This window comes from Paenibacillus antibioticophila, assembly GCF_000455265.1.
Lineage (GTDB): Bacteria > Bacillota > Bacilli > Paenibacillales > Paenibacillaceae > Fontibacillus > Fontibacillus antibioticophila.
Map to the genome: position 1 here is coordinate 2167301 of NZ_HG005139.1, position 23485 is coordinate 2190785.

The window sequence follows — 23485 nt, forward strand, 5'->3', positions numbered from 1 at the left end:
TTGGCCTAGAGCGGGCCCGATATTCCTTGTCTGCGGATCATAATAAAGTGTCCTACCAGCAGGATCAGCAGTACGGCAGGAAGGAAGAACACATGAATGGCAAAAAAGCGAGTCAGAGTCTCGGCTCCGACAATCGTTCCGCCTTGCAGCAGCTCCTTCATCACCGGTCCTAACACCGGAATCGAATTGGCGATTTCGAGCGTGACCTTGGTAGCGAAATACGCCTTGTTATCCCATGGAAGCAGATAACCGGTCAGCCCCAGCCCGATCATGACGAAGAAAATCAGCATCCCAACCACCCAGTTCATCTCCCGAGGCGCCTTGTAGGAGCCTGTGAAGAAGACACGAAGCGTATGCAGGAACATCATGACAATGACCAGACTTGCCCCCCAGTGGTGCATGCCGCGCACGATTTGTCCGAAGGCAACCTGGGTTTGCAGGTATTCGACACTTTTGTAAGCGTTAATAATATCCGGGACATAATACATCGTCAGGAACATCCCGGACAAGATTTGAATCACGGTGATAAAAAACGTCAGGCCGCCGAAACAGTATACGAATGCGGAGAAATGGTGCGCCGGGTTGACATGCTCCGGTACCTCATGATCCGCAACGTCTCTCCAGATCGGCGTAATATCGAGACGTTCATCAATCCAGTCGTACACATTTTTAAACATCAGGATTTGCGCCTCCTTAAGATACAATCGTGTTCGGAACGATCTCGCCGAGATATACCCAATCATCCTTAATCATGACCTTATACTCGTCGAGCGGCTTGGAAGCAACGGCCAGTTGCTTGCCCTCCTTCGTATAATGCGCTCCGTGGCAAGGGCAATGGTATTGGTCCGGAAAATTGCTGTTGCTGTTCCAGCCAACCGTGCATCCGAGATGCTTACAAATCGGTGAAAGCGCATAAATATTTCCGCTCTCATCTTTGCGAATCCAGGCAACCAGGTTCGCTGTGCTTAAGTACCATCCGTCTTGCTGCTTTAATTCAAAGTGGAACTCCTGCGGTTCATTCGTAATTTTGCTGACCTCGGCCACTTTTACGAAAGCGCCTTCTCCTTTATCCCGGAGGATCGGGTCTACGGCAAACCGGACCATTGGAAGCGTAACGCCTGCCACCATAAAGGCGGTGGCGCCTCCCAAGGTGTATGTAAGAAACTGCCGTCTGGACATTTCCTTACGGACAGGCGGTTTGTGCGATGATTCGTGTTCCTCGTGCTGATGGCTCATACTCTCTTCAACCCCCTTTACACGCTAAAATGCCGCTGTCTTCAATGACAAATATCACATTATTATAGAAGTCATATTTATAATATATTAGCGCATTTGGACCGTCAAGAATTTGACACAACTTTTCCATCATTCGGGAGTTTCGATCTATGTAAAAGTCAAAATTTTGTCACAATTATTCTATTTTCCCTCTTGCCATAATCTGAGAATTTGTTCTTGGACTGCCGGATTCTGTGATTTATGTTGACCTGCAGATTTGGCATACCGCTGCGGTGTCACAATCAAATTTACCCCTGACAGCAGCTCCTCGTTCAATTCCTCTACTGCCGAAGCCACGATGACATAGATGAATCCGGCTTGCCTTACGCCCTGTATGATCCTGTTGATCTGGTCTGCCGCTTCAGCACCGCCATATTGGACAGCCGGGTAAGTTACCACTCTTCCTTGAAAAGGAGACTCGATCCAGTCCATGACATCACGCAGCAGCTCCAGTCGTTCCGCAGCCTCGTGGGGCGCTTCGCTTCCGGTTAACCCAGTTACCGGGAGAAGACAGGTATCGAAGAATTTCTTCATTTCATCCCAGGTCTCCGCTTCAAACTCGCTGAACTTCATTACATCTGCCTCCTTCTTTTTCGTACCTATTATATACATGTTTCTGCCGTTGACAAGTTCGAGTGACAAAAAAAAGAAATGCCGTCATGGCATTTCTTTATTTTTTCAACATTCTCAGTTCTTCCGTCAAGAGACGAAACGCCGTCTCGTCGCCTTGGGCTAGCGCATTGTCGATCTCGCAATAAATTTGCTCCGAACGGTGTTTGCGCAAAGCCTCGTCCCAGACCATTTCCGCGGCCAAACTGAGCATTGCTTCGTAAGTCACCTTCATCTGATCCATAGGATGCACCTCCAGCGCATAAATAGGAGTGATTATTTTGCCGAGATCTGATTGTCTGCTACTCTTTGGTCAGCTTATGTACGGCCGTTCTGCCAAAGGGAGTCGTCTGGATATACTTCTCTCCTTGACCGTTATCACCGATTCTTACCATGCCGAGATGCAGCAGCATCCGGATGATACGTTCTTCAAAGATGGATTCTGATGAATCGTAGAAAAAAGGCTTGATCAAGGGCGACAAATTGCTGAACAGCGAAGCGAGCGACACCCATTCCCGGCAGCAGTGCAGCGTCCAGTAGACTAAAGAGAGCAGGTTTGGAATCGGCCCTTTATAGAGTCTTAACCAAAACAGGACAAACTGCATCATGGGTTCTCTGCGTTCCTCTAGCAGATAGGACTCTCCCGCAGAGGTAAGGGTTAGCGAAGCCGGGTTCTCCTGAATCAAGCGGGATTGGGTGGCATAATCGTACAGCAGCGACATTCGGTTGGGGTAATCCTTGAAGTGCCGGCCATACCCGAACCGCCAGCCTTTACCCACCAGCGGCTCGGCAACGTGAAGTGTATCCAGCAACTGCTGCTGGTTTCTTCGGTACATGACGCCCTCATTATTGAGCGGGATCTCATGATCCCGAATATACCTCAGCAGCAGCAAGAGATCCTCGCTAAGCAGGTCCGGCTCCTCCCGGTAGATGGACGGCTCCTCCCCCAGAGGAATCATGCCGGAGGCGAATCTTCGCTCCAATACCTCTCTGAAGCGCCGCTTCAAGTCCTCAGGAACCTCATACAAGTAACGGGTGTTCTGGGTCATCCCCTGGAATAGCCAGCCCCGCTGACGGAACCGGGATATAACTTCCCTCGGGTTCTCCTTCTCCCTTGCATCGTCCGTAAACCGTGAATGCTGTGCACAGGCGACCAGCTCCTCCAGACTGAAATGCCGGCGGCCGTCAAAGAGCAGCGCATTCAGGAAGCGCAAATCTTCCATGCTCATGTCCTCAACGTTTTGCTCCAGAAATTCCCTTCTCCCGATCCTCTGCAGGATAGACTGGATAAGCTCATGCTTCGAATTCCCGTTGCAATCGCACTGGTAATGGTTCGCTATTCTGCTAAGCTGACCGATGTCGGCATAGGTAAGCATATCTGCCAGATTCATAACATCCCGCCTCGCCGTTTTACTACCATTATGGGAAGATTTCTGAACTTTATTCGAGGACAGTCAAAAAAATAACCCGGCAATTGCCGGGTTATTTCGCGGGACTAGCCTATTTTCTCTATCATCCTTCAATGTCGCGCAGCCGTTCCACAAGGGTCTGGCGCGCCGTAATCCGATAGACTAGCAGGGGCAGACAGATCCCCAGCAGTGCAAACACCGGAGCAATCCCCAGCACGGGGATCAGCGTGAACCGATATGTGAAGAACCAGAACATGCCGGATAAAGCCGGATCTACCAGCGGGGCAGTCAGCACGCTGATCACCAGAGATAACCCTACCGCGCCCAAAGTATAGAGCAATCCTTCCCAGACCAGCATTCCCTTGAGCTGCCGCCCGGTCATGCCGATCGACTGCAGGACGGCAAATTCCCTTTTGCGGGTAAGAATACCCGTCAGAACCGCATTCAGGAAGTTAAGAATGCCTACCAATCCGATGACGCCGCACAACACCCCGCCCAGGAGCAGGAACATGGACCGGAAGCCCTCAAATTCTTCGGCATAGGTCTGCTTACTCTCATAGTCATAGCTGGTCTGCGTGGTGGTTGTATAATCCGACAAGAAGGCCTCCATCGATGCTTCCGCTTCATCCGTCGTGTCGAAAGCGTATAGCATAATCGAATCGGTGCCGGAATCCTGAACAAACGTCTCGGCATTGAGGACGAATTCATCGGCACCGTAATGCCGGAAGCTTATCGTATGCGGAACGCCCACCAGAGCGGCTATTTCGTACTCTTTATCCTCATATTTGATCGCCCGCGCATCTACAGGCTCATCTTGAGGGATATTTCCTTCGGAATAAATCTCACCGGTATTCCGATTATAATATTCATACTCTTTAACATATCGCAGAGTAATGACATCTCCCAGCTTGGCCCAATGCGAGGACATGACAGGGTTTCCGTAATCATCATAACTGTAGACCGCAGCAACATACTTGCTCCCTGCCTCGTAAAGCTTCGAAATATCCCCGTCTAACAAGGTCAGCTTATCCAGCGGGGTTCGTTCCATGCCGTAAAGCTGGACCTGATCCGCCAGCCGGCCGTCTGGAAGTCGATCCTTTCTCTCAACCATCATGTCCAATGCAGCCTTATCGTTCCAAATTTCCCATTTGGAGCGGTAGAACTCTTCGGAGACGAATTCCAATACGCTTGTGGTATTCGCGTAAATTCTTCCGGCATTTTCAATTCCCGGCTGCTTGTGAATTTCGGATATGACATCTTCCGAAACCTCCATATCCTCGTTCCAGAATTGGCCGGCCACCTGAAAATAATTGCCGTCCGCCACGATGAAATCGGCAACCTTGTTCGCCAAATATTTGTTCATGTCAAAGCCGTTCGTGAAGGTAACGGCAAGATTTAGCAATACTACCGCAAGAGAGAGGGAAATCACCGTGATGATCGTCTTGCTTCGGCTGCGGTCCAAATTCGCCCGGGCCATAAGCCACAACGAGACCTTGGTTTTCCCTTTTCGTGCAGCTTTCCGGAGAGAAGAGCTTTCCGTATAACGAACCGCCTCCACCGGGGATACCCGGGCAGCCAGTCTCCCTGGTCTCGCGCAGGACAGCATGACGGTCACGAGCGAGAAGACTGCCCCGCAGATGAAGATGAGCGGATTGGCCGTTAACGAATCGCGGGATACCCCGTTGAGTTGATCTAGTACGGCTGGCGTCAACAAGACGCCGACGACGTAGCCGATAACCAGTCCCAGCGGGATACCTGCTGCCGACAACAGCAGGGCCTGCCGGCGGATGATCCGCCGAAGCTGTCTTCCCGAGGCTCCGATCGTCTTGAGCAAGCCGTAGAACCGGATATCGCTGGTCACGGAAATCCGGAACACATTATAGATGATCAGATACCCGGTAATGATGATGATGATCAGCAGCAGAATGATCGTGATGGCGGTCATCGGGTCAAGGCTATCCGCCAGCTGAGCACCGGTATATCCCCAATTCACCCCGATGGCGACATAGTTGCCTTCCGCCTTGGTATTGCTCTGATAACCATGCCGTTCCAAAATCGTATTCAGATCTCTCTCAATATGGAGCGAGCTTCCGAGCATCATATCCAAATGATAGGTCCCTGTTATTCCGTCCACGCCTTGCGTATCGAGACGCTCGAAAATCTCCTCGACGCGGCTCTCGGGAATGAACACATGACTCGCTATAACCGCCTCATCGTATTCCCACCAACCGCTCAGGAGGAATGTTTCCGTCGTCTCCTTCCCGTCTACCTCAAAGGTCATCGTGAACTCGGCGCCGAGCTTCGGCTCGACGCCTAGCAGGGATAACACCCGCGTATCCGTTGCTGCTTCCCGGGTTCCCTCCTGGGGAAACCGCCCCTCGACCGGCTCGGCAAACATCCATTTCGCTTCGGTAGCATCACTGTAGCTGACTTCCACATGCGCTTTGTTAAAAGGGGGCTCTGAAGGCATGCCAACAAATCGCCGTAATCCGTAATCCCGAATCATCGGGTCATCCTTCAGCTCCTCAAATTGCTGCTCCGTTAAATACTTGAAGCCCCCGTGAGAGTACCCGCCTACCTGCCGAAAGTTAGCTTGCTGATAAGAGTGGTTAATCGAAAAAGCAATCGTGAATAGCGCGGTAAACAGCACCGTAGTCAGCATGATGGCCATTATCGCGATCAAATTCCGGTTCCGGTTGGCCCTTAACGATTTCCAGGAAAGCCTGGAGATCGCTTTCTTGTTATTGACCTTGATCATTGCCCCTCACCGCCTGCGATTCTCCCGTCCTCGATGCGAATGATCCGGTCGCACAGCTGGGCGATCTCCTCATTGTGGGTTATCATGACGATCGTCTGGGCGAACTTCTGACTGGTCACCTTCAGCAGCCCCATCACGTCCTGACTCGTACGGCTATCCAGATTGCCCGTCGGCTCGTCCGCCAGAATAATGGCCGGCTTGGCCGCCAGAGCCCGTGCAATCGCCACCCGCTGTTGCTGCCCTCCGGACAAATGATTGGACAGATTGTTCAGCTTCGCATAAAGACCAAGCGTCTCGACGATATTGTCTACATGCTGCTTGTCCGGCTCGTTGCCATCCAATTGAATCGGCAGAACGATATTCTCATATACGTTCAGAACGGGCACCAGATTGTAATTTTGAAAGACGAATCCAATTTTCCTGCGGCGAAAGATCGTGCGTTCTTCATCCCCAAGCGCAAAAATATCCTTACCATCTACCCACACCGTGCCTGACGTTGGGCGATCTAGTCCGCCCAGCATGTGCAGAAGGGTTGATTTACCCGATCCGGAAGTGCCGACGATACCGACAAATTCTCCTTTATTCACCTGAAAGTCAACCCCGTCGAGAGCCCGGACTGCGGTTTCACCTTTTCCGTATACCTTCTTTAAATCCGAGGTCCTTAAGATCTCCATCCTCCATTTGCCTCCCCAAAAAGAAAAGTCTGTATTTGACTTGCTCATACAGACTTTACCAGCATAATCTTTCCACATTCTTTCCAGTGCAGCATGAATTCTAACAGTTCTGAAAGATGTTCGCTTTATTTCTCCAGCGGCAAATAGACAGAGAAGATGCTCCCCGCATGCGGCGTAGATTGAACCCGGATATAGCCGCCCTGACCCGTGATGATTTGCCGCGAGAGATAAAGACCGATGCCGACCCCCTCTGTCTCGGAAACGGCTGGAGAACGGTAGAAACGGGCAAATATCCGCGGCTGCTCCTCTTCCGAGATGCCGATGCCGTTATCGGAAACATCAATGCGAAGAAATAGTTCATAACTCTTCACAACGAGATGGATTTCGCCTTCCGGAGCGGTATATTTAATCGCATTATCCAGCAAATTATAGAGGGCTTCTGCCGTCCACTTCAGATCATAACAGGCTGCGCTCTCTGTCCGGTCAAAGTGCACGCTGATTTGCTTCGCTGCCGCTTTCGGAATAGCCTGCTCCAAGACCTGCTCCAGCAACAGCTGAACCGGCTGCTTCCTCGGGCTAAGCACAAGCACCCCGGATTCCAGCCGGGATATTTTTACGAGAGCATCTACAAGAAATGCCAGCTTCCCGGCCTGTCCCTTCAGAACTTCCAGACTGTCCATGCTCTCCTCAGGCAGTTGCTGCTCGCTAAGCAGCTCAGCATAGAGCAAGATGTTGGAAATCGGCGTCTTGGTCTGGTGAGAAATATCCGCGATCAGCGTCTTGATTTTGTCTCTCTCACCGGCCAGACTCCGTTCAGCTAAGAGCGAAGCCGATAAATAGCTCGCCATCCTCGTCTCTACCGCAGAGAGCATGCTCTCGTCAAACATCGTCTCCGAGAAGCTGCCTGCGGCTGCAGAATCCAGCATATCATTCAACCTCTTCATCAATTTCTTCTGCCGGTAAAGGGTATGCCAAGCAAGCACTATAGCTGAGAACAATGCCAAGAAAGACACTAGCAGCACGAACCATTGCAACCGATTCACACTTCTCCCGCCTTCCAGGTGTAGCCGATGCCATATACCGTCCGGATATACTCAGGCTTTGAAGGGATCGACTCCAGCTTGTCCCGCAGCCGCTTGATCGTGACAGACAAGGCATTTTCATCGACAAATTCGGCTCCATCCGTCCAGATGCGGTCAACCAAATCGGCGCGCGATAAAGTGATCCCCCGATTCATCACTAACAAACGCAGGAGCTTCTGCTCAGTTTTACTGAGCTCGATCAACTGACCTTTCTTGCGAAATTCCATATGTTCAAAGTCGAACCTGAAATCATCCATGACAACCAACCCGCTAACGGGCTGCTCCGTACGCCTGAGCTGATTATTGATACGCGCACGAAGCACAGCCAAGGAGAACGGCTTGGTTACATAATCGTCCGCGCCCAATTCCAGTCCAGCTACAATATCAGTCTCCATATCATTGGCCGTCAGGAGGATCACCGGGGTGTTGAGAGAACTGCGCAATTCCTGCAAATAATCCAGTCCGCTTCCATCCGGAAGGTTAATATCCAGAATGAACAAATCAAAGATCCCTATACGAGCAAGCTCCCTGGCTGAATGGAGATCAAAGGCCTGCTCAACTTCTATACTGTCATTTCTTAACGTTAGCAGAATGCCATGGCTCAGGGTTCGGTCATCTTCTATCAATAAGATACGCTTCATAATTCACTTATCCTCTACTATGTATAGTTTCAGCCTTAGTATAATACAGACACCGAAAAAAACCGCAGAATAATATCATATCCTGCGGTTCGACGCTCCGTTTAATTTTCCTTGGACGCATACTCCAGATGGCGGGTACAGTTGTATAGATTCAGCTTCCATTCAGCGGTTTGATTCTCCAGGATGGTTAGCGATAAATTGCCGATGCGTTCCGTGCATTGCTGGGGAAAAAGAGCTTCATACATCTGAGCCAGCAAGGCACCATGCGACACAACGAGCACATGGTTATCGCCGTATTTCTTCTTCATCTCTTCTAGAAAGGACAGTGCCCGGCTGCGCAGCTGCCCTTCGGTCTCCTGACCCAGGTCTTGAAGAATCCAATCCTTGCCCCATCTGGCTTCCCGTTCCGTAGAAGTCAATCCTTCAACTTGTCCGAAAGAGCGTTCAACAATGCGTGAATCCGGATCTAATAAGGGGATACCGAGCGCATCGGCAAGGATGGAGCCCGTCTCTTGAGCTCGGGAAAGTCCACTTGTAATTACAAAGTCCCAATGAGGCTCTTGCTCGTTCTTCAGGTGGTCAGCAAGAAGTCTAGCCTGTCTCCGTCCTTCTTCATTCAGCGGGATGTCACTTTGACCCTGAATTCTTCCGACCGCATTCCAGTCGGTTAAGCCGTGTCTGATCAAACCTATCAGCATAGCTGCCCCCTCCTTTTCTATGTCAGACCATTATAGCATGATATTACTAAAAAAATGATCAAAAAAACGCCCCTTCGCAACAGCGTGCGGGGAGCGTTAGGTCTGAATCTATTGAATGGCCTATCTCCGGTAACGGCGCAGGCTCTTCCAGGATACAAATGCAAGGACCATCCCTGCCGACGAGAGCAGCATCCAGTACTGCGGATAAGCAGGGCCCAGCTGTACGACAAACGGGTCCACGATCCCGCGGGAAGATCCCGGTAACGTGAAGGAGAAATCGGAAGTCATCTCTTCGTCAGCCGCCAGAACCACTGCTGGCAGAATGCCGGTCAGCTGCTGAGATTGCTGCTCCTCCTTAAAGGAACCACCCAAGGCAAACAAAATGCTGCTGAGGAGAAACACCGCCATAAAGCATGCAGCCCAGATGGTACTTCTGCGGCGAAGTCGTCTGGAGTGCGCTTTGTCCCGGATATCCGGCGCAAGCCACGGAGATTCCGCATAAATTCTGTCCATCACCCGCCGGTTCACTTGCTCGGCCTGAAACTCCGTAACCTCTGCCGGCATGGCAAGGACAGCATCCATGCTGTAATTCCATATCTTGTATTCAGCTGCACAATACTCGCAGCCTTGCAGGTGCAAATCCAGCATTTTGCGTTTAGGATCACTCTCCGTCAATTCGGGCATGACCCCAAACAGCTCTTGGGCCTCTTTACAATTCATCTGCTTTTCATCCCTTCAAATTGCTCGAAAACAGGTTCATACAGGTAGGGTTCAAGCTGACTCTTCACACTGCTCCTCGCCCGAAAAAGCAAGGATTTCACTGCGCTCACACTCTGGCCGAGTATATTGGCAATCTCCTGATAATCCAGCTGTTCGTATTCCCGCAATATCAGGGCCGAACGCTGCTTCTCCGGTAAATTATTGATCGCTTCCCGCACCATGCCGACCTTCTCATTACGGAGAACGGCCTGTTCAGGAACTTCATCGTTTGAGGCTACAGGTACAAATCCGCTCTCTTCCAGCGGAATATTGCTGCTCCGCTGCTTGCGAAGCTCGCTGAGCACCGTGTTTCTCGCGATCGTATACAGCCAGGTTGAGAACGAAGCATCCACCTCTCGGAAGGAATGCAGGCTCCGGAATGCCTTGTAGAACGTCTCCGAACAAATATCCTCTGCCAGCAGCTCCAGATGAGCGCTCTTTAACATGTGATAAATAAAGGCCAGAATTTTGCGCTGGTAACGGCGCATCAGCTCGGAATAGAGCTCTGTATTGCCTTCCTTAATCTCTCGAATCATTTGGGAATCCGTCATCACAGCGCGATCCTCCTCGCCCGTCTATATACATCTTCCCGTCCAATCCATCTAATATTATTAGACCGAACAGGAAAGTAAAAGTTGCGGAACATATGTAATAAAAATTAATCAATAACAGCGGGTTTTTAATCAAGCCATATTATAGCACGAAAACCAAATTAACAAAATAAAAGAAAGTGTATCCTATGAATTTCCCATAGAAGAGGGTGTCCCAATCATCTACGATGGTTTTGGGACACCCTCTCACCAATAAAGCTTAGCTCATGATTGACCCGCTTGGGCAAGACCCTTATCCTTCAGCAGCTTGATGAACATGCCGCCCACCACGCTGCGGTGCTGGAACCCGATTTGCCGGCCGGTAATGGTATCATACCAATCCGAGAACGGAACGCGGTCGCTGGTCTCGTTCATGAAATCCCACAGCGGGGCGATCATCGCCTCGAAATCCTTTTGCTCCTCCGCCAATGAAGCCGCCCATACCAGCCAGTCTCCCTTCGTGTAGGACTTCCGGTTATCAAGCGGAACACCGTAACGATTCTGTTGTTCCAGATACCATTTGATCTCACGTTGAATGATGGCCTTGTCAAAGATTTGTGTATCGAAAATAAGATCCCAGATCAGGTTGTATTTCAGGCTCCAGGTGTCCTCACTGCCAAATGAAAGCCTGGTGTGCGGACTCCCTTCGCCTTCGTTCGCTGCAAGCTGAGCCCATTGGACAGCCATGTCCTTGGCCGCCTGCAGATAGCGGTCAGCCTCCGCAGATTCACCCAGCAATCCGCACAGGATGGAATAGCTCGCCACCCCCATGATCGCTTTAGCCGATAAGTTGGCGTTCCGGGCTAAATGTCCGGCAAAATCATCCGTACACAGCTGATTCTCCGGATCCAGTCCGAATTCCAGCAAGTAATCTGCCCACTGAGACAACAATTGGCGGTGCTCTGCCGCAAACTCCAGATGCCCGTCAGCCAGGCTGACTGCCGCTGCCATTACCAGCATATTGCCGCATTCCTCCACCGGCATCTGCGCCTCGCGCGCATTCTCTCCATACACCTGCCCATTGGCAAGCGGATACTGTCCCACATCATGCGGGGCAAATTCAAACGGCCATGCATCGCTCGCCGCATATTTCAAAATCGGCCGCATCATTCCCCGCACCAGCTCAGGCTGGTACAACAAAAACATCGGAATGGAAGGATAACTGACGTCGACGGTTGCGATGCAGCCGTTACTGAAGCACTCCTTGGACATGAACAGCGGCTGCCCCTTTGAATCAAGCACCAGCTTATGAGAAGCAATGGCCTGACGGTAGGACATAGACAGAATATCCGCATATTTCTCCCCACCCGCAGCGATAGCGTCCGCTTGGAGGCGTTGATCAAAGGCCTCGCATCGAATTATGATCTCAGCGTATTCCCGATATGCCGCTGCAACCATTTCCAGGGCGGACTGGCCCGTTTTTTTCCAATAGGCCTCGAGCTTCTCTCCAAAATACTCAATTGCATATATATCATCATAGGCAAGCACGATCAGATGCGACTTTTCTTCCTCTCCATGGATTTCGCCGCAATCCCATAGGGTGCCCAGCACCGGCTGTGCCGCGCGGACTTCATGCGCTTCGGACGTTGCCAGTTGGGGCTCCCAGTCGGCCGGCTTAAGCTCGCCTGATCGCACGAACGCCTTCCGAATCTGTGCCGAGCCGATCCAGGTCTGCGTGTCGGACTTCTGTTGCACAGCAAGCATCAGGGTTCCCCAATCAATCCGGTGATCATCGCCGGAAGCATTGAGCACCTGCTGCTTCGCATGGCTTGCCTTCAAGACCGTCAGACCATCGGACTGCTCCTGTTCCAGGATAACTTTTTGATCGCTCGTATTTACGCACCATTCCCCTGTGACATCAAAATAAATCTGCACGGCATGAGGCTTGCCGTCGATGGAATGAACCCGGAAGGACACATAGGATGCCGGCCGGGACAACAGCTCCAGACTGTCCGGCAAAAGCGGGCTTGTAAATACGGCTTCCAGTGTGACACCGCCCGCTTCAAAACGGTAGATCGTGGATAATGGCGTGACTTGAACTCCGGTCTGCCGCATGGCCTCCGGCTCGGTGTAATATTGTTCCGGGTTGGGCTCTGTCCGTCCTGCGAATCGCCACGGAATACCATCAATACGGATTAATCCTGTCATAGCATTGCGCTTGCCTGTCCAATGGCGCGTGAAATCGTCGGTCAGCCGGTCTGCCATCGACCAGACACTGAAATAGGGATCAATGGCTACCAGCGGAACTGCCGGCGGGCGTAATGTCGTCGTCATTCGTTATCGGCCTCCAAGGTTATAGGTCCGGCAAAAGGCCGGACCCTAAACTTATTTTATAATCGTAATGTTCGTACCCTCTTCTCCATGCTCATAAAAAATAACCAATGTTTGTGATTCGGCATCATACTCATAGTGGAGCGGATCAGTCCCGTTAGTGACAGCTTCCGGCCTTGACTCACAGCGTATCCGCACAATAGCCTGAAGTGGGCGGGGACCTTTGGCGGTAAATGTAATCGTCCGGTCGTTCTCATTGTAATCCTCAACACGGGACGAGGCTGCCACAATCTTTCCGCCTTGCCGCTCCTTGTAATCCAGATCATAAAGGAGGACCTGTTGCCCGGGCGATACAGTAATTTGCTCGCGTACAGGCAGTCCCTTTTCCAGCAGATCCACATACCGCCCTTGCAGGATAAGCGGTGTATCGTTGACGGATTCCGTCATCACGGATGCCACCACATAAGGTCCTCGGCGAATCCGGTAATAATTAAGCGGCTCCCAATGCAGCCTTTCCCTCTTCCCGGCTTCGGCCGCTTCTCCGGTCTCAGAGGCGTCATTCAACGCCGCCATGGCTTCGCGAACCTTGGCCCGGTAAATATCCGCGGCACTACGGCTTTGTGCCAGCTGCTTGGGATGCATGCGCAAGAAGGTGACTGTTCCCTTTCCCACCCGGGATATCCCTTCACAGACAGCAGCACGGTCCAGGCCGAGGCTTTCAAACAAATGGGCTCGCGGCGTAGCGTACTTTCGCTTCCCTTGATTCCACCATTCCCGGATTTGGTGATAGGGATCGCTGTCGTCACCGACATAGATCAGCGCCCCGCCTTCCCGTACCCATTGAGCCAGCGCAGTGTGCAAATCCGGATATTCCGGCTTCATAAACTCATAGCTGAGCACAAGCACCCGGTAGCCGTCCAGATAACCGGGAAACCGCCGTACATTGTCCAACTGGACAGGCCTTACCGGAAGTCCACGCTTCACCAAGGGCAGCGTTAAGCCATAGAAATCCGACAGATTCAGCAATTCCACAGCAGCCTCATCGGTCAGCTCCACCTCATTGGTGCCGTCATACTTCATCATGAATCCGGCCGTTTCCGTTCCGATCACCTTGCGCTGGAACATCGCCGAATCGGCAAGCAGCACTCCGGTTACCGCGGGATTCCCATAGACCTGAACATCCTCCTGCTCCATATTGCCTAATGAATGCATAACGGTCAGAAGAGTGCTCGCATAATCGGAGGGGATCCCCTCTTTCCCATTTCCATGCTCCGCAGGATATCTCCCCTCAAAGACCCTTCTTGGCCAAGGAGATACCTCAAAGCGGGCAACATCCGGGTGAAGCAGTGAAGCGGCCAGTGTCTTGATGTAATTGGCCCGGTAATCCGCCCATGTCCGCTTGGGATCGTCCTCGATCGGGTCATGCAGGAACCACATCTTTCGATCAGTGCCGCGCACCAGCTCCTGCATTATGCCGTATTCCAGAAATGCCGTCTCGAAGGTTCTTTCTGCACGTGTCCCCTCATACACATTTGCCGTACGTGAGGTTCCCGTCCAGATCTGGGCAATATAGCCGTTAATCGAAGGCAAATCCAGCAGCCGCGATTCCGGGCTGACAATCCTCCACTGCGTATAATTGATCAGGCTGTGCGTCGGTACGAAGAAGCGAAGCGGCCGCTGATAGCGAACCAGCGAATATTCCTTCAGTGCCGAGCAGATGCGATCCAGGCATCGGGTATACAGATAGGCCTTCAGCTTGGAGGCGCGATATTGTGCATCCTCCGAGGCATGCGGCGGGATCCACGGCTCATTATAATAATTTTGCCATTCCCGCTTGAAGGCTTCGGAGTAGCCGCCCTCCACCCAAAACTCCGGCTCCTCCAGGTGGATCGCTTCAACGCCCGCATCCACGGCAGGACGAATCCGCTCCACGAGGAAATCACTGTAACTCACCGTCGGCACCATATAGGGGATATCCGCTGAGGTTCCGTGGATAATCATCTCGCCGTCGTGATATTTCTGTGCTTCATCCCAGTGGGATCGTCCGTCTACCTTACCGTTCAAGTAATCCTGATAACCGCCCCAGGACACGCCGGTCATCAGGTGTACCCGGTATCCTTTCGCGGCCCATTCGGCAATTCTGCGCGGCATCGAATCATTGATGCCGTACACCATTACGAAATCGGCCTGCAGATCATATGCCGGACCGAAGCTGCTCCCTTCTTGAAAGCCTGTTCGCTCCTCTGCTCGTGATCTTCCGCTCACGATGCGTCTCCCCCTCGCTTAGGCAAGCTTTATACGGATGGTCTTGATCTCAAACGGTGTAAAACACAAGCTTGCCTCATTCTTTCGTTCAACCAGTAATTCAGTCGCATTCTCCAGCAAATCGGTCTCCTCGATGGTCTGACAGTCCAGGGGCAGGGATAAGCGGGCCTTGGCACCCGCACCTGCCGTTTCATACAGGCGCAGAATTAAATGATCGCTGTCCTCGGCTTTTTTCACAGCCTCGATCATGACATTCGGATGGTCGATGTGCACCAGGCTTTCCGGAAGCTTCATAGCATCTGCTCCCCGGCTCGCCGCCGATGTCTCCGCGACATGAAGGGGGATGTTCAGCTCATAACCCTTGCGGTATACAGCTGCTTCGATGTAATCCCCTATATGCGGATACAGCGCGTATGTGAACTTATGCTCAGCCACATCAGCCTTCGGATCAGGGTAAGCAGGACTGCGCAGCAGATTCAGATCCAGTACCCCGCTCTCGGCGCTGTGTCCGTATTTACTGTCATTCAACAAGGCCACGCCGTAGTCCGGCTGAGACAAGTCGATGTAATGATGGGCGCAAATTTCATCGCGGGCAAACTCAATTTGATTGTTGCGCGTTGTAGGCCGCTTCATCACCCCGAACTGAATCTCGCAGTTTGCCAGATCTGCCGCCACATTCACCGGGAAAGCGACGCGCAGCATTTTACCGGCTTCGTGCCAATCCGCCTCCGTATCGAACCGAAGCAGTTCTCCGCCTTGCTCCAGGGAAATTCGCTGTCTCAGCGTGGATTTGCCGAAGTGGTATTCTTGGTCAATGACAGCATAAGGTCCCGAAAGACTTGCTTTTACACCTTCAAGCTTCATTGTTCCGGCGATCATCTCCCGATAGTCGCGCGGGAAGTCCCAGGCATCGCCGTCATCGTGATACACCGTGAACAGATTGGCCTTCGCCCCCTGCTTCAACACCTCGCGATTAGCCCGCTTGTCGAACAATGAAAGGATGCTGCCATCCTTATCAAAGAGAACTCTGAGCCGTTCATTTTCCAGCTTGAAACTTTCCGCGGCCAGCAGCTCATCCGGATGCTTCGCTTCAGCATCTGCAAGCGAGCTCCAGCCCATTGCCGGAACCTGCACGTAATGCCATTTGCCTCCGCGCTCCAGCCACTGCGACCGGTCCCAAGGCAGTGAATTGAACAGAACAGACTCTCCCTTCGGTGTTCCGGACAGGCTCGCGAGCTGCTTGTAGGCTTCGTTAATCATCGTCTGTACTTCACTCAACAGCTTGCCGTACCGCTCCAGAGATTCATCATATACTCGTGTTATTGAAGAGCCGGGCAGAATGTCATGGAACTGGTACAGAAGAACCTCTTTCCAGATCACCTCAAGCCGTTCGGCCGGATAAGCATGATCGTCGCCCGTTAGCAGCCACAGCAAGGATAACGCAAATTCCAGCTCCCGCAGGCCCTTCTCCAGCTTACGGTTATACCACTTGTTCCTTGCCTGCGTAGTCAAGGTTCCCTGATGCTTCTCCAGATACAATTCGCCGCGGTAGGTCCGGAAGCGTGAAGCCTCCTCCTCCAGCCGATGGAAGAACGAAATGGCAGGCTCCTGAACAACCGGCAGTAAGCCTAGCAGATTCTTCTCCCGGGACAGGCGCTCCAGATGCTCCTCTCCCGGGCCGCCCCCGCCATCGCCGATACCAAACAGCATTAACGCATGCTCCGACACGCCCCGATCCAGATAGCTCTCTTCGATCTTGGCAAGCGAGCGGGGAGCCGCCGGGCTGTTGTACGTATCCTCCGGCGGCAAGTGCGTCAGCACCTTCGTGCCGTCAATGCCCTCCCACAGGAAGCTGTGATGCGGATGCTTATTATAGACGCTCCACGACAGCTTCTGCGTCATCATATAGTCGACGCCGGCCTTCTTGAGCAGCTGCGGCAGACTCCCCGTATAGCCGAAGACGTCAGGCAGCCACAGCACCTTCATGTCCTGGCCGAATTCCTCCTGAAAGAATCTCTTTCCATATAAAATTTGCCGAATCAGCGCCTCGCCGCCGGAGATATTCGTATCCGGCTCTACCCACATCGCACCTTGGACCTCCCAGCGTCCTTCACGGACACGTTCCTTCACCTCTGCATACAGCTCAGGATGGTGCTCCTTCATCCAGGCATATAGCTGAGGCTGGCTCGCCCCGAACACGTAATCCGGATATTTCTCCAGATTCCGAAGCGCGGTTGAGAAGGTCCGGGCGCCCTTGCGGATCGTCTCCCGGATCGGCCAGAGCCAGGCCAGGTCAATATGCGCGTGCCCGACGGCACTGACGGTAACCACCGGGTCCCCGCCTTTCTTGGCTAACTCCGGCGCAACTCTGGCTCTGGCTAACCGAACGGTTTCTTCACTGATTTCGGCGAGCAGATTGGACGCTTCATAGACACTCTGCAGCACGCGCGCCTTTCTGGCACTGGAATCAGGCAGCTGCTCTGACAGCTCGATCAGCACCTCCAGGTCGTAATAGAGCTGTCTCGCCTCTTCATGGCAGATGGCAATGCAAGCTTCCTTCAACGTGCCGCTGCGATAATGACCAAACAGATCGTTACAGCCTGCATCTCCCCACAAATCGATCACTTCGCCGCCTCGGGCTTCGTTGGTGATATCCACTACGCGCTTGCCGGGCATGCCCAAGCTGTAATCAAATTCAGAGCTTACATTCGTCAACCCCTGTCGCGGCGTTCCGGCTTCGTCCACCAGACACAGCTCCCCATTGATATCAATCAACAAGACGACCTTCGCTCCCGCAGCCGAGGCCGGGACTTCTCCCTGGAAATGAAACCAGGCACAATCCCATAGATCCCCCCATTTATCACCGGGCTTCAGCTTGATGGAGGTTCCGGTGATCCGGTCCTCATACTTTACAGGCTCCTTGGTTACCCAAGCGGTAACTCCAAGAGAGGAGACTGGCTCATAAATGCAGCTTTGCAGCTTGGACAAACGTCCCTTTGCTTTTTGGGTCATGATTGGATTTGTTTCAAAAGGCATGCTGGATCACTCTTTCAATGTAGTTTACTTCGTTATCGCTTCCGCCTTCTTCTGCGCATCGTCCAGAATAGACTTGATATCCCCATTCGTCATCAAGGATTTTGTGACCGCATCGCCAAACATTTGCCAGATCTTTGAATCTTCCTTCGCAAAGGTAGGAAGGCCTTGCACATTTCCTGCCATGGCCAGATAATGCTGATACATTTCCGGATGAGCAGCCTGATATTCGTCTGTCTCCGCGATGGATTTCAGCACCGGGGAACGAACCCCTGTGTCTGCGATCAATTGCTGAATCTCATCACTGTACATTGCCCGGATATAGGCAAATGCTGCTTCCTTGTTCTTCGCGTCCTTAGGCACCGAGTGGAATGCCGCGCCGATCGTAATATTCCCTGCCTTGCCGTCAGAGCTTAACGGAATTTGCGACATGCCGTAGTCAATGCCGATCTGCGAGCTTTCAATGGCGCGCCATGGGCCGTCAATCAGGTAAGCGATCTGCTCTTTTTTGAAGGCATCGAAATAAGTTCCTTCATTGGTGTTCGCCATCAATCCTGCCGGGTGAGCCGCATTCAGCTCTTTCAAAAATTGTACCGTTTCCACGTTCGCATCACTGTTAAAGACCGGCTGACCTTGATCATCAGCAAACCCGCCGCCGTTAATGACCAGAAGCGTACCATATCGCAAATAACCGCCCGCATTCGGACCGGCATATACGCCGCCGCCATAGTATTTTCCTTTACCTGCTTCCGTTACCTTCTGTACATTTTCCAGCAATTCATCCCAGGTTGCAGGAGCCTTTTCAGGATCGAGGCCCGCTTCTTTTACCAGCTTTTTATTCCAGAACAAGCTGCTTACCCCGGGCTGCGAGGCGAAGCCGTAAATCTTCCCGTCATACTCCATCGGCTTCCAGGCTGCAGGCGCTATATTGTTGCAAATTTCCTGTGCCATATCATCAGGGAAGGGCTCCAGCAAGCCTTGTTGGGCGAAGCCGGGCATTTGTGTCTCTCCTACGATAATGTCCGGAATATTCTTTGCCAGGAATCCAGCTGTCTGCTTCTGGATCAACTGCTCGCCCCAGCCCCAATCCTCCATTTTCACCGTAATATTCTGAGCTTCCATCTTCTCCAGCATGATGGTTTGGTAGAAGTAAGGGAAGACGCCGGCCTTTAGCGGCTCTCCAGGAGTATAGCTAAAATCCTCTTCCACGACTCTAGGATTCATGGCTTCATCGGCGATTAACGCCTGCTTCTTCTTCTCCAGCAAATCATTCAGCACACCGACTCCAACCCCGACGGCACCTTCATTGAGGACGGTAATCGTTGCTCCTCCCGGGGCTTCGTTAGTTCCTTGCGAATTATCGGTTCCGGATTGACCGCCGGCCTGGTTGCCTCCACTTCCACTGCCATTCCCGCCTCCGCCGCAAGCGGCCAGACCAATCGTAAGCATAAGCGTGAGCGCGATGAGTGTCATTTTTCTCAATACCATTCTTGAACCCCTCCATCATATTTATAGATAATGCATGTTCGAACTATATAAGTTGAACTAAGATTGTACACTGGAGGCAACGTGCGAAGTGTTCTTACGATCGCTGTTGTTCACGGATTTCTTTGACTGGACTAAGGCATCATAGCGTAGAAATCCGTTCACAAAGGCGAACGCTAACGCTTCTTCAGCACACTTCACACTTTTGCCCTTTCTGTGTATTTTTCTAGTTCAACTTATATAGTCGCTCAGCCCTTAATGCCGGTATTCGCCAATCCCTGTACAATATACTTTTGGAAGAAGGCAAAAATCAGCAAGGCTGGAATCGTGATGCCAAGGCTTAAGGTAATGATCATCGGATAATTGATTACAGCACCCGGACTGGCGCCAACCGACGATAATCGGGTGATCGCTGCCGGAAGCGTTTGCAAATTATCATTGGTTGTGTAGAAGAACGGTGTGATGAAATCATTCCAGGTCCCGAGCGCTGTCGTAATCGCAATAAAGGCCATAATCGGCAACTGCAGCGGGAACAGGATCTGGAAGATAAGCCGGAACGTTCCGGTTCCATCCATAATTGCAGCTTCATCGATTTCAATCGGTACCTTTTCAAGCGACTGCTTGACTAAAAACGTGCCCATAATATTGATGCTCGGCCCGCCTATCAAATACACCCACCAGGAATTGAGTATCCCTGTACCGCCGGTGAAAATATCATTCCCGCCCGCGAACGGAAATCTGGCAAACTCCAGATAAGTCGGGATAATGGCCAGCGTACCCGGGATCATTTGCGTGGCCAGCATAATCAGAAACAGCACCTCGCGCCCCTTGAATTTCAGACGAGCGAATACATACCCTGCGAGAAAGGAAGTCAGAATCGCCCAGAAGGTGTTGTATGCCGTCCTAATCACGGAGTTGCGGAAATACATCGCTACCGAGGAGTCCGTCGATCCAATAATCAAGGCTTTAAAGTTCTCTAATGTAGGCTGCTTGGGAATAGGGAAGATCCCCAACACGGTTGCCGTAAATTCTGTCTTGGTAAAAAAGCCGGCAAGCACCATGAAGATCAGGGGATAGAGCAGAATCAGGCCAATGCCGAGCAACACGATATGACCGAAAAAATAGGCTGGCTTAAACTGCTTCTTGAAATTTGTGTTACGTGTTCCGGACATGGCTGCTTCCCCCCTTCGTGCTCCGGTTCACAGGCTTGATCGGAATCGTTGTCTGCTTGTCGGATTTGGTTGACCAATTATAGTACAGCACCGTAGCTGTGATGACGATGATCGCCATGATGAGCGAAGAAGCTCCGGCCATCCCGAGATTGAAATCCCAGAAGCCGTCCCGGTAAATCCGGAAGACAAGCACCTCCGTTTGCCCGTAAGGTCCGCCGTTTGTAATGAACAGTACCTGCTCGTAAATCTGAATAGCTCCGATCAGGTTCGTGATTACAATATAGGTCGCAATCGGCTTTAGACCGGGCATGGTTACGTAGAGGAGCTTGCTGAACCGACCTGCTCCATCCATTTCCGCCGCCTCGTATAATGACGCATCCACGGACTGCAGTCCGGCCAGCCAGATTAGCGCCGCCCCCCCGACACCCTTCCAGACCGAATAGACTACGATCCAGAAAATGCCCCAGCCTACGGAATACTGCCATACAATCGGGTCCTTGCCCAAGGCCTTGAGAATGTTATTGATCACTCCGTTATTCGAATCGAGAAAAATGTTAAACACCTGTGTTGTGGCTACCGTTGCTGTGACAGCCGGGATATACCAGATCGAGCGGTAGAATCCTTTGCCGAAGAGAGGCATGTTCATCAGTAACGCGGCCCCGAATCCCGCACCAAGCGTAATCGCTGTAACGAGTCCGCCCAGCCATATCGATCGCCACAATGCGTCTGTGTAGACCGGATTATTAAAAAAGCTGACGAAGTTGTCGAACCAGATAAAATTCGGCGTATCCGCCAATCCGACCCACTCAAAAAATCCGAGTGCGAAACCGAACAACGTTGGGAACCCCGATACGACGAGCCAAAATGAAAACATCGGTATCAGAATGACGGCGGCGATAATGGCATCCTTATGTCCGCCCATGCGCCGGCTGAAAGAAACCCTTCCCTCCTGTTCTGCCGTTTTTTCCATAGCCAAGCGACCTCCTAGTGATTTCTGCCCTGCAAAAACATGTTGCGGAATACAATTCGAATTGTATTATTAAATATATTTCAGTATGTCATTTATGTCAAGATATTAGATATATCATTTATTGCTAATTTACTCCAAAAAAAGACACCTGACGCAAAGGTCAAGTGTCATCCTTATTCTGATTGTTTCATTCCCATTTGTTCCATTTCCATGCTGCGCTCTATCTGCGCAAGGGTCCTGTGGATTGGCTCTCAATGAGCTTTGGCTCCAGGATCACTTTGGTGTAGCCCTGCTCCCTGGAATTCCCGTTCTCCAGCATATCGATTAAAATTTGCGTCGCCGCTTCCCCCATTTCCATTTCCGACTGTGAAATATGGGAGAAGTAGCCCCATTCATGCAGCCCCGGGGAGGGATCGTCAAACGTCAGGATCGAGACGTCCTCAGGCACCCTGAGTCCCAGCTCCTTGCAGATGGAGTATATATGCAAGCCCAGCCGGCCATTCAGCGTAATATAGGCGGTGGCAATTTGATTTTTAATGAACCGGTAAAGCGGGTGTTTCTTATCAATTTCACTGTAATCCACGGCAAAGTCAGTCAGGATCAGCGCCGGATTAATCATCGCCTCTTTTTGCTTCATGGCCTCCATGTATCCGTTGATCCGATCCTCCACGGTAATCGTCGGCAAGGGAGAATCCGAGCAGATCGCAATATCGCGGTGTCCTAATCCCCAAAGGTAATCCACGGCAAGCTGACCGCCGACCATCCCGTCGCTGCGTGCCACATTGGTGGCTACGCCGGGTAAATACCGGTCGATCAGGACAAACGGGAAGCCCTGCATTTTAAGCGACAGAATATCCTCGTTGTACATTTCAGCATCGGAAGGGAAAATGATCAGTCCAGCAGCCCCCTTGCGGATTAGATCCTGAATCGCCGCCTTTTCACGGTCAATTGAATTATAGGTCAGGACAATTTGCAGGTTATAGGGACTATTCTCGATCACACTGTTGATCCCTTGCAGCAGCCGGATGGCAAAGTAATCGACCAGAAGCGGCATGACCAATCCGATCGTCATGGAGCCTGGAGGCACCTCATTCTGCCCCGGCATCACCAGGGATCGATCTCCATGAGCTACGTGGCCTGCTCCCGCCTGCGGAAAGCTGATGCCGCTCCCTTCCGGAAGCAGTCGCGCCGCACTCTCCTGCTGATGTTGATGTGACAGTAAATCGCCGATTTGTTCGCTGACAAAGCTTCCTCTGCCGGGAATACGATAAATCCACCCTTCCTTCGCAAGCTGGATGAGCGCATTCGCCACTGTAATCCGGCTAACGTCGAACTGCTCCATCAATTCTTTTTCCGAAGGGATCTTGTCTGCCTCCCGCAGCTTGCCGGACAAGATCAAATCCTTAAAGTACTGTTGAATCTGCATATATAACGGTTTACGTTCATTTTGCATAGGACTCTCCTTACTATTTCTCTATTACATATTTACGTTATATCATTTATGTCATTTAGTCAATCTTCTGAAATATTGTTTAAATTATTGACAAACCACATTGGATATATTTAACATATTGTTTAGGTGTTGTCGTTAAACCTAAAATATAGGGTCAGAAAGGAGGGAATTCATGCCGGGCCTGCGACTCCAGACGATGACCCCCAATTCGAGGATATGAGGTGAACGAACTTGATTCGAACATTCGCGATCAGATGTTTCGTTGTATGTTGTACACTGTCCTTAGTCTTTGGCACCGCCTCAGCATCTGCACATTCCTCTACAGGTTCTACACAAAAAAA

The 23485-nt window shown here is 51.6% G+C and carries 19 protein-coding genes; all 19 read right to left on the bottom strand.

The features are described 5' to 3' along the window. Positions 1 to 5 precede the first annotated feature (5 nt). The 19 genes from qcrB to TX85_RS10070 all read right to left on the bottom strand — a co-directional run bounded on the left by qcrB (position 6) and on the right by TX85_RS10070 (position 23144). A complete protein-coding gene (gene qcrB / locus TX85_RS09980; RefSeq protein WP_044478979.1) occupies positions 6 to 677 on the bottom strand; it encodes a menaquinol-cytochrome c reductase cytochrome b subunit in 672 nt (223 codons plus the stop codon). Between the two features lie 16 nt (positions 678 to 693). Then, positions 694 to 1236, bottom strand: a complete 543-nt coding sequence (locus tag TX85_RS09985; protein WP_044478980.1) for a QcrA and Rieske domain-containing protein — start codon at positions 1234 to 1236, stop codon at positions 694 to 696. A 180-nt stretch (positions 1237 to 1416) separates the two neighbouring features. Next, on the bottom strand, positions 1417 to 1848 hold the full coding sequence (locus TX85_RS09990) for a DUF2487 family protein (RefSeq protein WP_044478981.1): 432 nt from the start codon (positions 1846 to 1848) through the stop codon (positions 1417 to 1419). A gap of 97 nt (positions 1849 to 1945) precedes the next feature. Further along, the gene (locus tag TX85_RS09995; protein ID WP_044478982.1) at positions 1946 to 2128 is read right to left on the bottom strand and encodes an IDEAL domain-containing protein; all 183 of its coding nucleotides are present in this window, start codon (positions 2126 to 2128) and stop codon (positions 1946 to 1948) included. Between the two features lie 58 nt (positions 2129 to 2186). Beyond that, positions 2187 to 3275: a hypothetical protein gene (locus tag TX85_RS10000; protein ID WP_044478984.1), complete on the bottom strand. Its 1089-nt coding sequence runs from the start codon at positions 3273 to 3275 to the stop codon at positions 2187 to 2189. 121 nt (positions 3276 to 3396) lie between these two features. Further along, positions 3397 to 6051, bottom strand: coding sequence for an ABC transporter permease (locus TX85_RS10005; protein WP_199558827.1), 2655 nt, complete (start codon positions 6049 to 6051; stop codon positions 3397 to 3399). Further along, positions 6048 to 6725 (bottom strand): ABC transporter ATP-binding protein, encoded by a 678-nt coding sequence (locus TX85_RS10010; protein WP_044478986.1) that lies wholly within the window; start codon positions 6723 to 6725, stop codon positions 6048 to 6050. The genes TX85_RS10005 and TX85_RS10010 overlap by 4 nt, the downstream gene beginning before the upstream one ends. 125 nt (positions 6726 to 6850) lie before the next feature. Further along, a complete protein-coding gene (locus TX85_RS10015; RefSeq protein ID WP_044478987.1) occupies positions 6851 to 7768 on the bottom strand; it encodes a sensor histidine kinase in 918 nt (305 codons plus the stop codon). Beyond that, the gene (locus TX85_RS10020) at positions 7765 to 8448 is read right to left on the bottom strand and encodes a response regulator transcription factor (RefSeq protein ID WP_044478988.1); all 684 of its coding nucleotides are present in this window, start codon (positions 8446 to 8448) and stop codon (positions 7765 to 7767) included. Before TX85_RS10020 ends, TX85_RS10015 begins: the two co-directional genes overlap by 4 nt. 101 nt (positions 8449 to 8549) lie before the next feature. After that, positions 8550 to 9146: a histidine phosphatase family protein gene (locus TX85_RS10025; protein WP_044478990.1), complete on the bottom strand. Its 597-nt coding sequence runs from the start codon at positions 9144 to 9146 to the stop codon at positions 8550 to 8552. Positions 9147 to 9266: 120 nt separating this feature from the next. Further along, complete coding sequence (locus TX85_RS10030) at positions 9267 to 9866, bottom strand: hypothetical protein (protein ID WP_044478991.1); 600 nt, start codon at positions 9864 to 9866, stop codon at positions 9267 to 9269. Further along, positions 9863 to 10456, bottom strand: a complete 594-nt coding sequence (locus TX85_RS10035; protein ID WP_044478993.1) for an RNA polymerase sigma factor — start codon at positions 10454 to 10456, stop codon at positions 9863 to 9865. The genes TX85_RS10030 and TX85_RS10035 overlap by 4 nt, the downstream gene beginning before the upstream one ends. A 264-nt stretch (positions 10457 to 10720) precedes the next feature. After that, entirely contained in the window at positions 10721 to 12769 is a 2049-nt protein-coding gene (locus TX85_RS10040; RefSeq protein WP_044478994.1) for a glutaminase family protein, read from the bottom strand. A 51-nt stretch (positions 12770 to 12820) separates the two neighbouring features. Beyond that, on the bottom strand, positions 12821 to 15031 hold the full coding sequence (locus tag TX85_RS10045) for a hypothetical protein (protein ID WP_044478996.1): 2211 nt from the start codon (positions 15029 to 15031) through the stop codon (positions 12821 to 12823). A gap of 18 nt (positions 15032 to 15049) precedes the next feature. Then, positions 15050 to 18043 carry an alpha-mannosidase gene (locus tag TX85_RS10050; protein ID WP_233500678.1) on the bottom strand — a complete coding sequence of 998 codons (2994 nt, stop codon included), beginning with the start codon at positions 18041 to 18043 and terminating at the stop codon, positions 15050 to 15052. 48 nt (positions 18044 to 18091) lie between these two features. Beyond that, entirely contained in the window at positions 18092 to 19552 is a 1461-nt protein-coding gene (locus TX85_RS10055; protein WP_044478999.1) for an extracellular solute-binding protein, read from the bottom strand. Between the two features lie 245 nt (positions 19553 to 19797). Next, positions 19798 to 20721, bottom strand: coding sequence for a carbohydrate ABC transporter permease (locus tag TX85_RS10060; protein WP_044479000.1), 924 nt, complete (start codon positions 20719 to 20721; stop codon positions 19798 to 19800). Further along, positions 20705 to 21691, bottom strand: coding sequence for a carbohydrate ABC transporter permease (locus TX85_RS10065; RefSeq protein WP_044479001.1), 987 nt, complete (start codon positions 21689 to 21691; stop codon positions 20705 to 20707). The genes TX85_RS10060 and TX85_RS10065 overlap by 17 nt, the downstream gene beginning before the upstream one ends. Before the next feature lie 220 nt (positions 21692 to 21911). Then, on the bottom strand, positions 21912 to 23144 hold the full coding sequence (locus TX85_RS10070; RefSeq protein ID WP_044479003.1) for a GntR family transcriptional regulator: 1233 nt from the start codon (positions 23142 to 23144) through the stop codon (positions 21912 to 21914). Between the last annotated feature and the right edge of the window lie 341 nt (positions 23145 to 23485).

What these genes read in the sequence shown, in the direction of transcription:
- qcrB (WP_044478979.1), bottom strand. Translation starts at nt 677, where the DNA reads ATGTTTAAAAATGTGTACGACTGGATTGATGAACGTCTCGATATTACG.
- TX85_RS09985 (WP_044478980.1), bottom strand. Translation starts at nt 1,236, where the DNA reads ATGAGCCATCAGCACGAGGAACACGAATCATCGCACAAACCGCCTGTC.
- TX85_RS09990 (WP_044478981.1), bottom strand. Translation starts at nt 1,848, where the DNA reads ATGAAGTTCAGCGAGTTTGAAGCGGAGACCTGGGATGAAATGAAGAAA.
- TX85_RS09995 (WP_044478982.1), bottom strand. Translation starts at nt 2,128, where the DNA reads ATGGATCAGATGAAGGTGACTTACGAAGCAATGCTCAGTTTGGCCGCG.
- TX85_RS10000 (WP_044478984.1), bottom strand. Translation starts at nt 3,275, where the DNA reads ATGAATCTGGCAGATATGCTTACCTATGCCGACATCGGTCAGCTTAGC.
- TX85_RS10005 (WP_199558827.1), bottom strand. Translation starts at nt 6,051, where the DNA reads ATGATCAAGGTCAATAACAAGAAAGCGATCTCCAGGCTTTCCTGGAAA.
- TX85_RS10010 (WP_044478986.1), bottom strand. Translation starts at nt 6,725, where the DNA reads ATGGAGATCTTAAGGACCTCGGATTTAAAGAAGGTATACGGAAAAGGT.
- TX85_RS10020 (WP_044478988.1), bottom strand. Translation starts at nt 8,448, where the DNA reads ATGAAGCGTATCTTATTGATAGAAGATGACCGAACCCTGAGCCATGGC.
- TX85_RS10025 (WP_044478990.1), bottom strand. Translation starts at nt 9,146, where the DNA reads ATGCTGATAGGTTTGATCAGACACGGCTTAACCGACTGGAATGCGGTC.
- TX85_RS10030 (WP_044478991.1), bottom strand. Translation starts at nt 9,866, where the DNA reads ATGAATTGTAAAGAGGCCCAAGAGCTGTTTGGGGTCATGCCCGAATTG.
- TX85_RS10035 (WP_044478993.1), bottom strand. Translation starts at nt 10,456, where the DNA reads ATGACGGATTCCCAAATGATTCGAGAGATTAAGGAAGGCAATACAGAG.
- TX85_RS10040 (WP_044478994.1), bottom strand. Translation starts at nt 12,769, where the DNA reads ATGACGACGACATTACGCCCGCCGGCAGTTCCGCTGGTAGCCATTGAT.
- TX85_RS10050 (WP_233500678.1), bottom strand. Translation starts at nt 18,043, where the DNA reads ATGACCCAAAAAGCAAAGGGACGTTTGTCCAAGCTGCAAAGCTGCATT.
- TX85_RS10055 (WP_044478999.1), bottom strand. Translation starts at nt 19,552, where the DNA reads ATGGTATTGAGAAAAATGACACTCATCGCGCTCACGCTTATGCTTACG.
- TX85_RS10060 (WP_044479000.1), bottom strand. Translation starts at nt 20,721, where the DNA reads ATGTCCGGAACACGTAACACAAATTTCAAGAAGCAGTTTAAGCCAGCC.
- TX85_RS10065 (WP_044479001.1), bottom strand. Translation starts at nt 21,691, where the DNA reads ATGGAAAAAACGGCAGAACAGGAGGGAAGGGTTTCTTTCAGCCGGCGC.
- TX85_RS10070 (WP_044479003.1), bottom strand. Translation starts at nt 23,144, where the DNA reads ATGCAAAATGAACGTAAACCGTTATATATGCAGATTCAACAGTACTTT.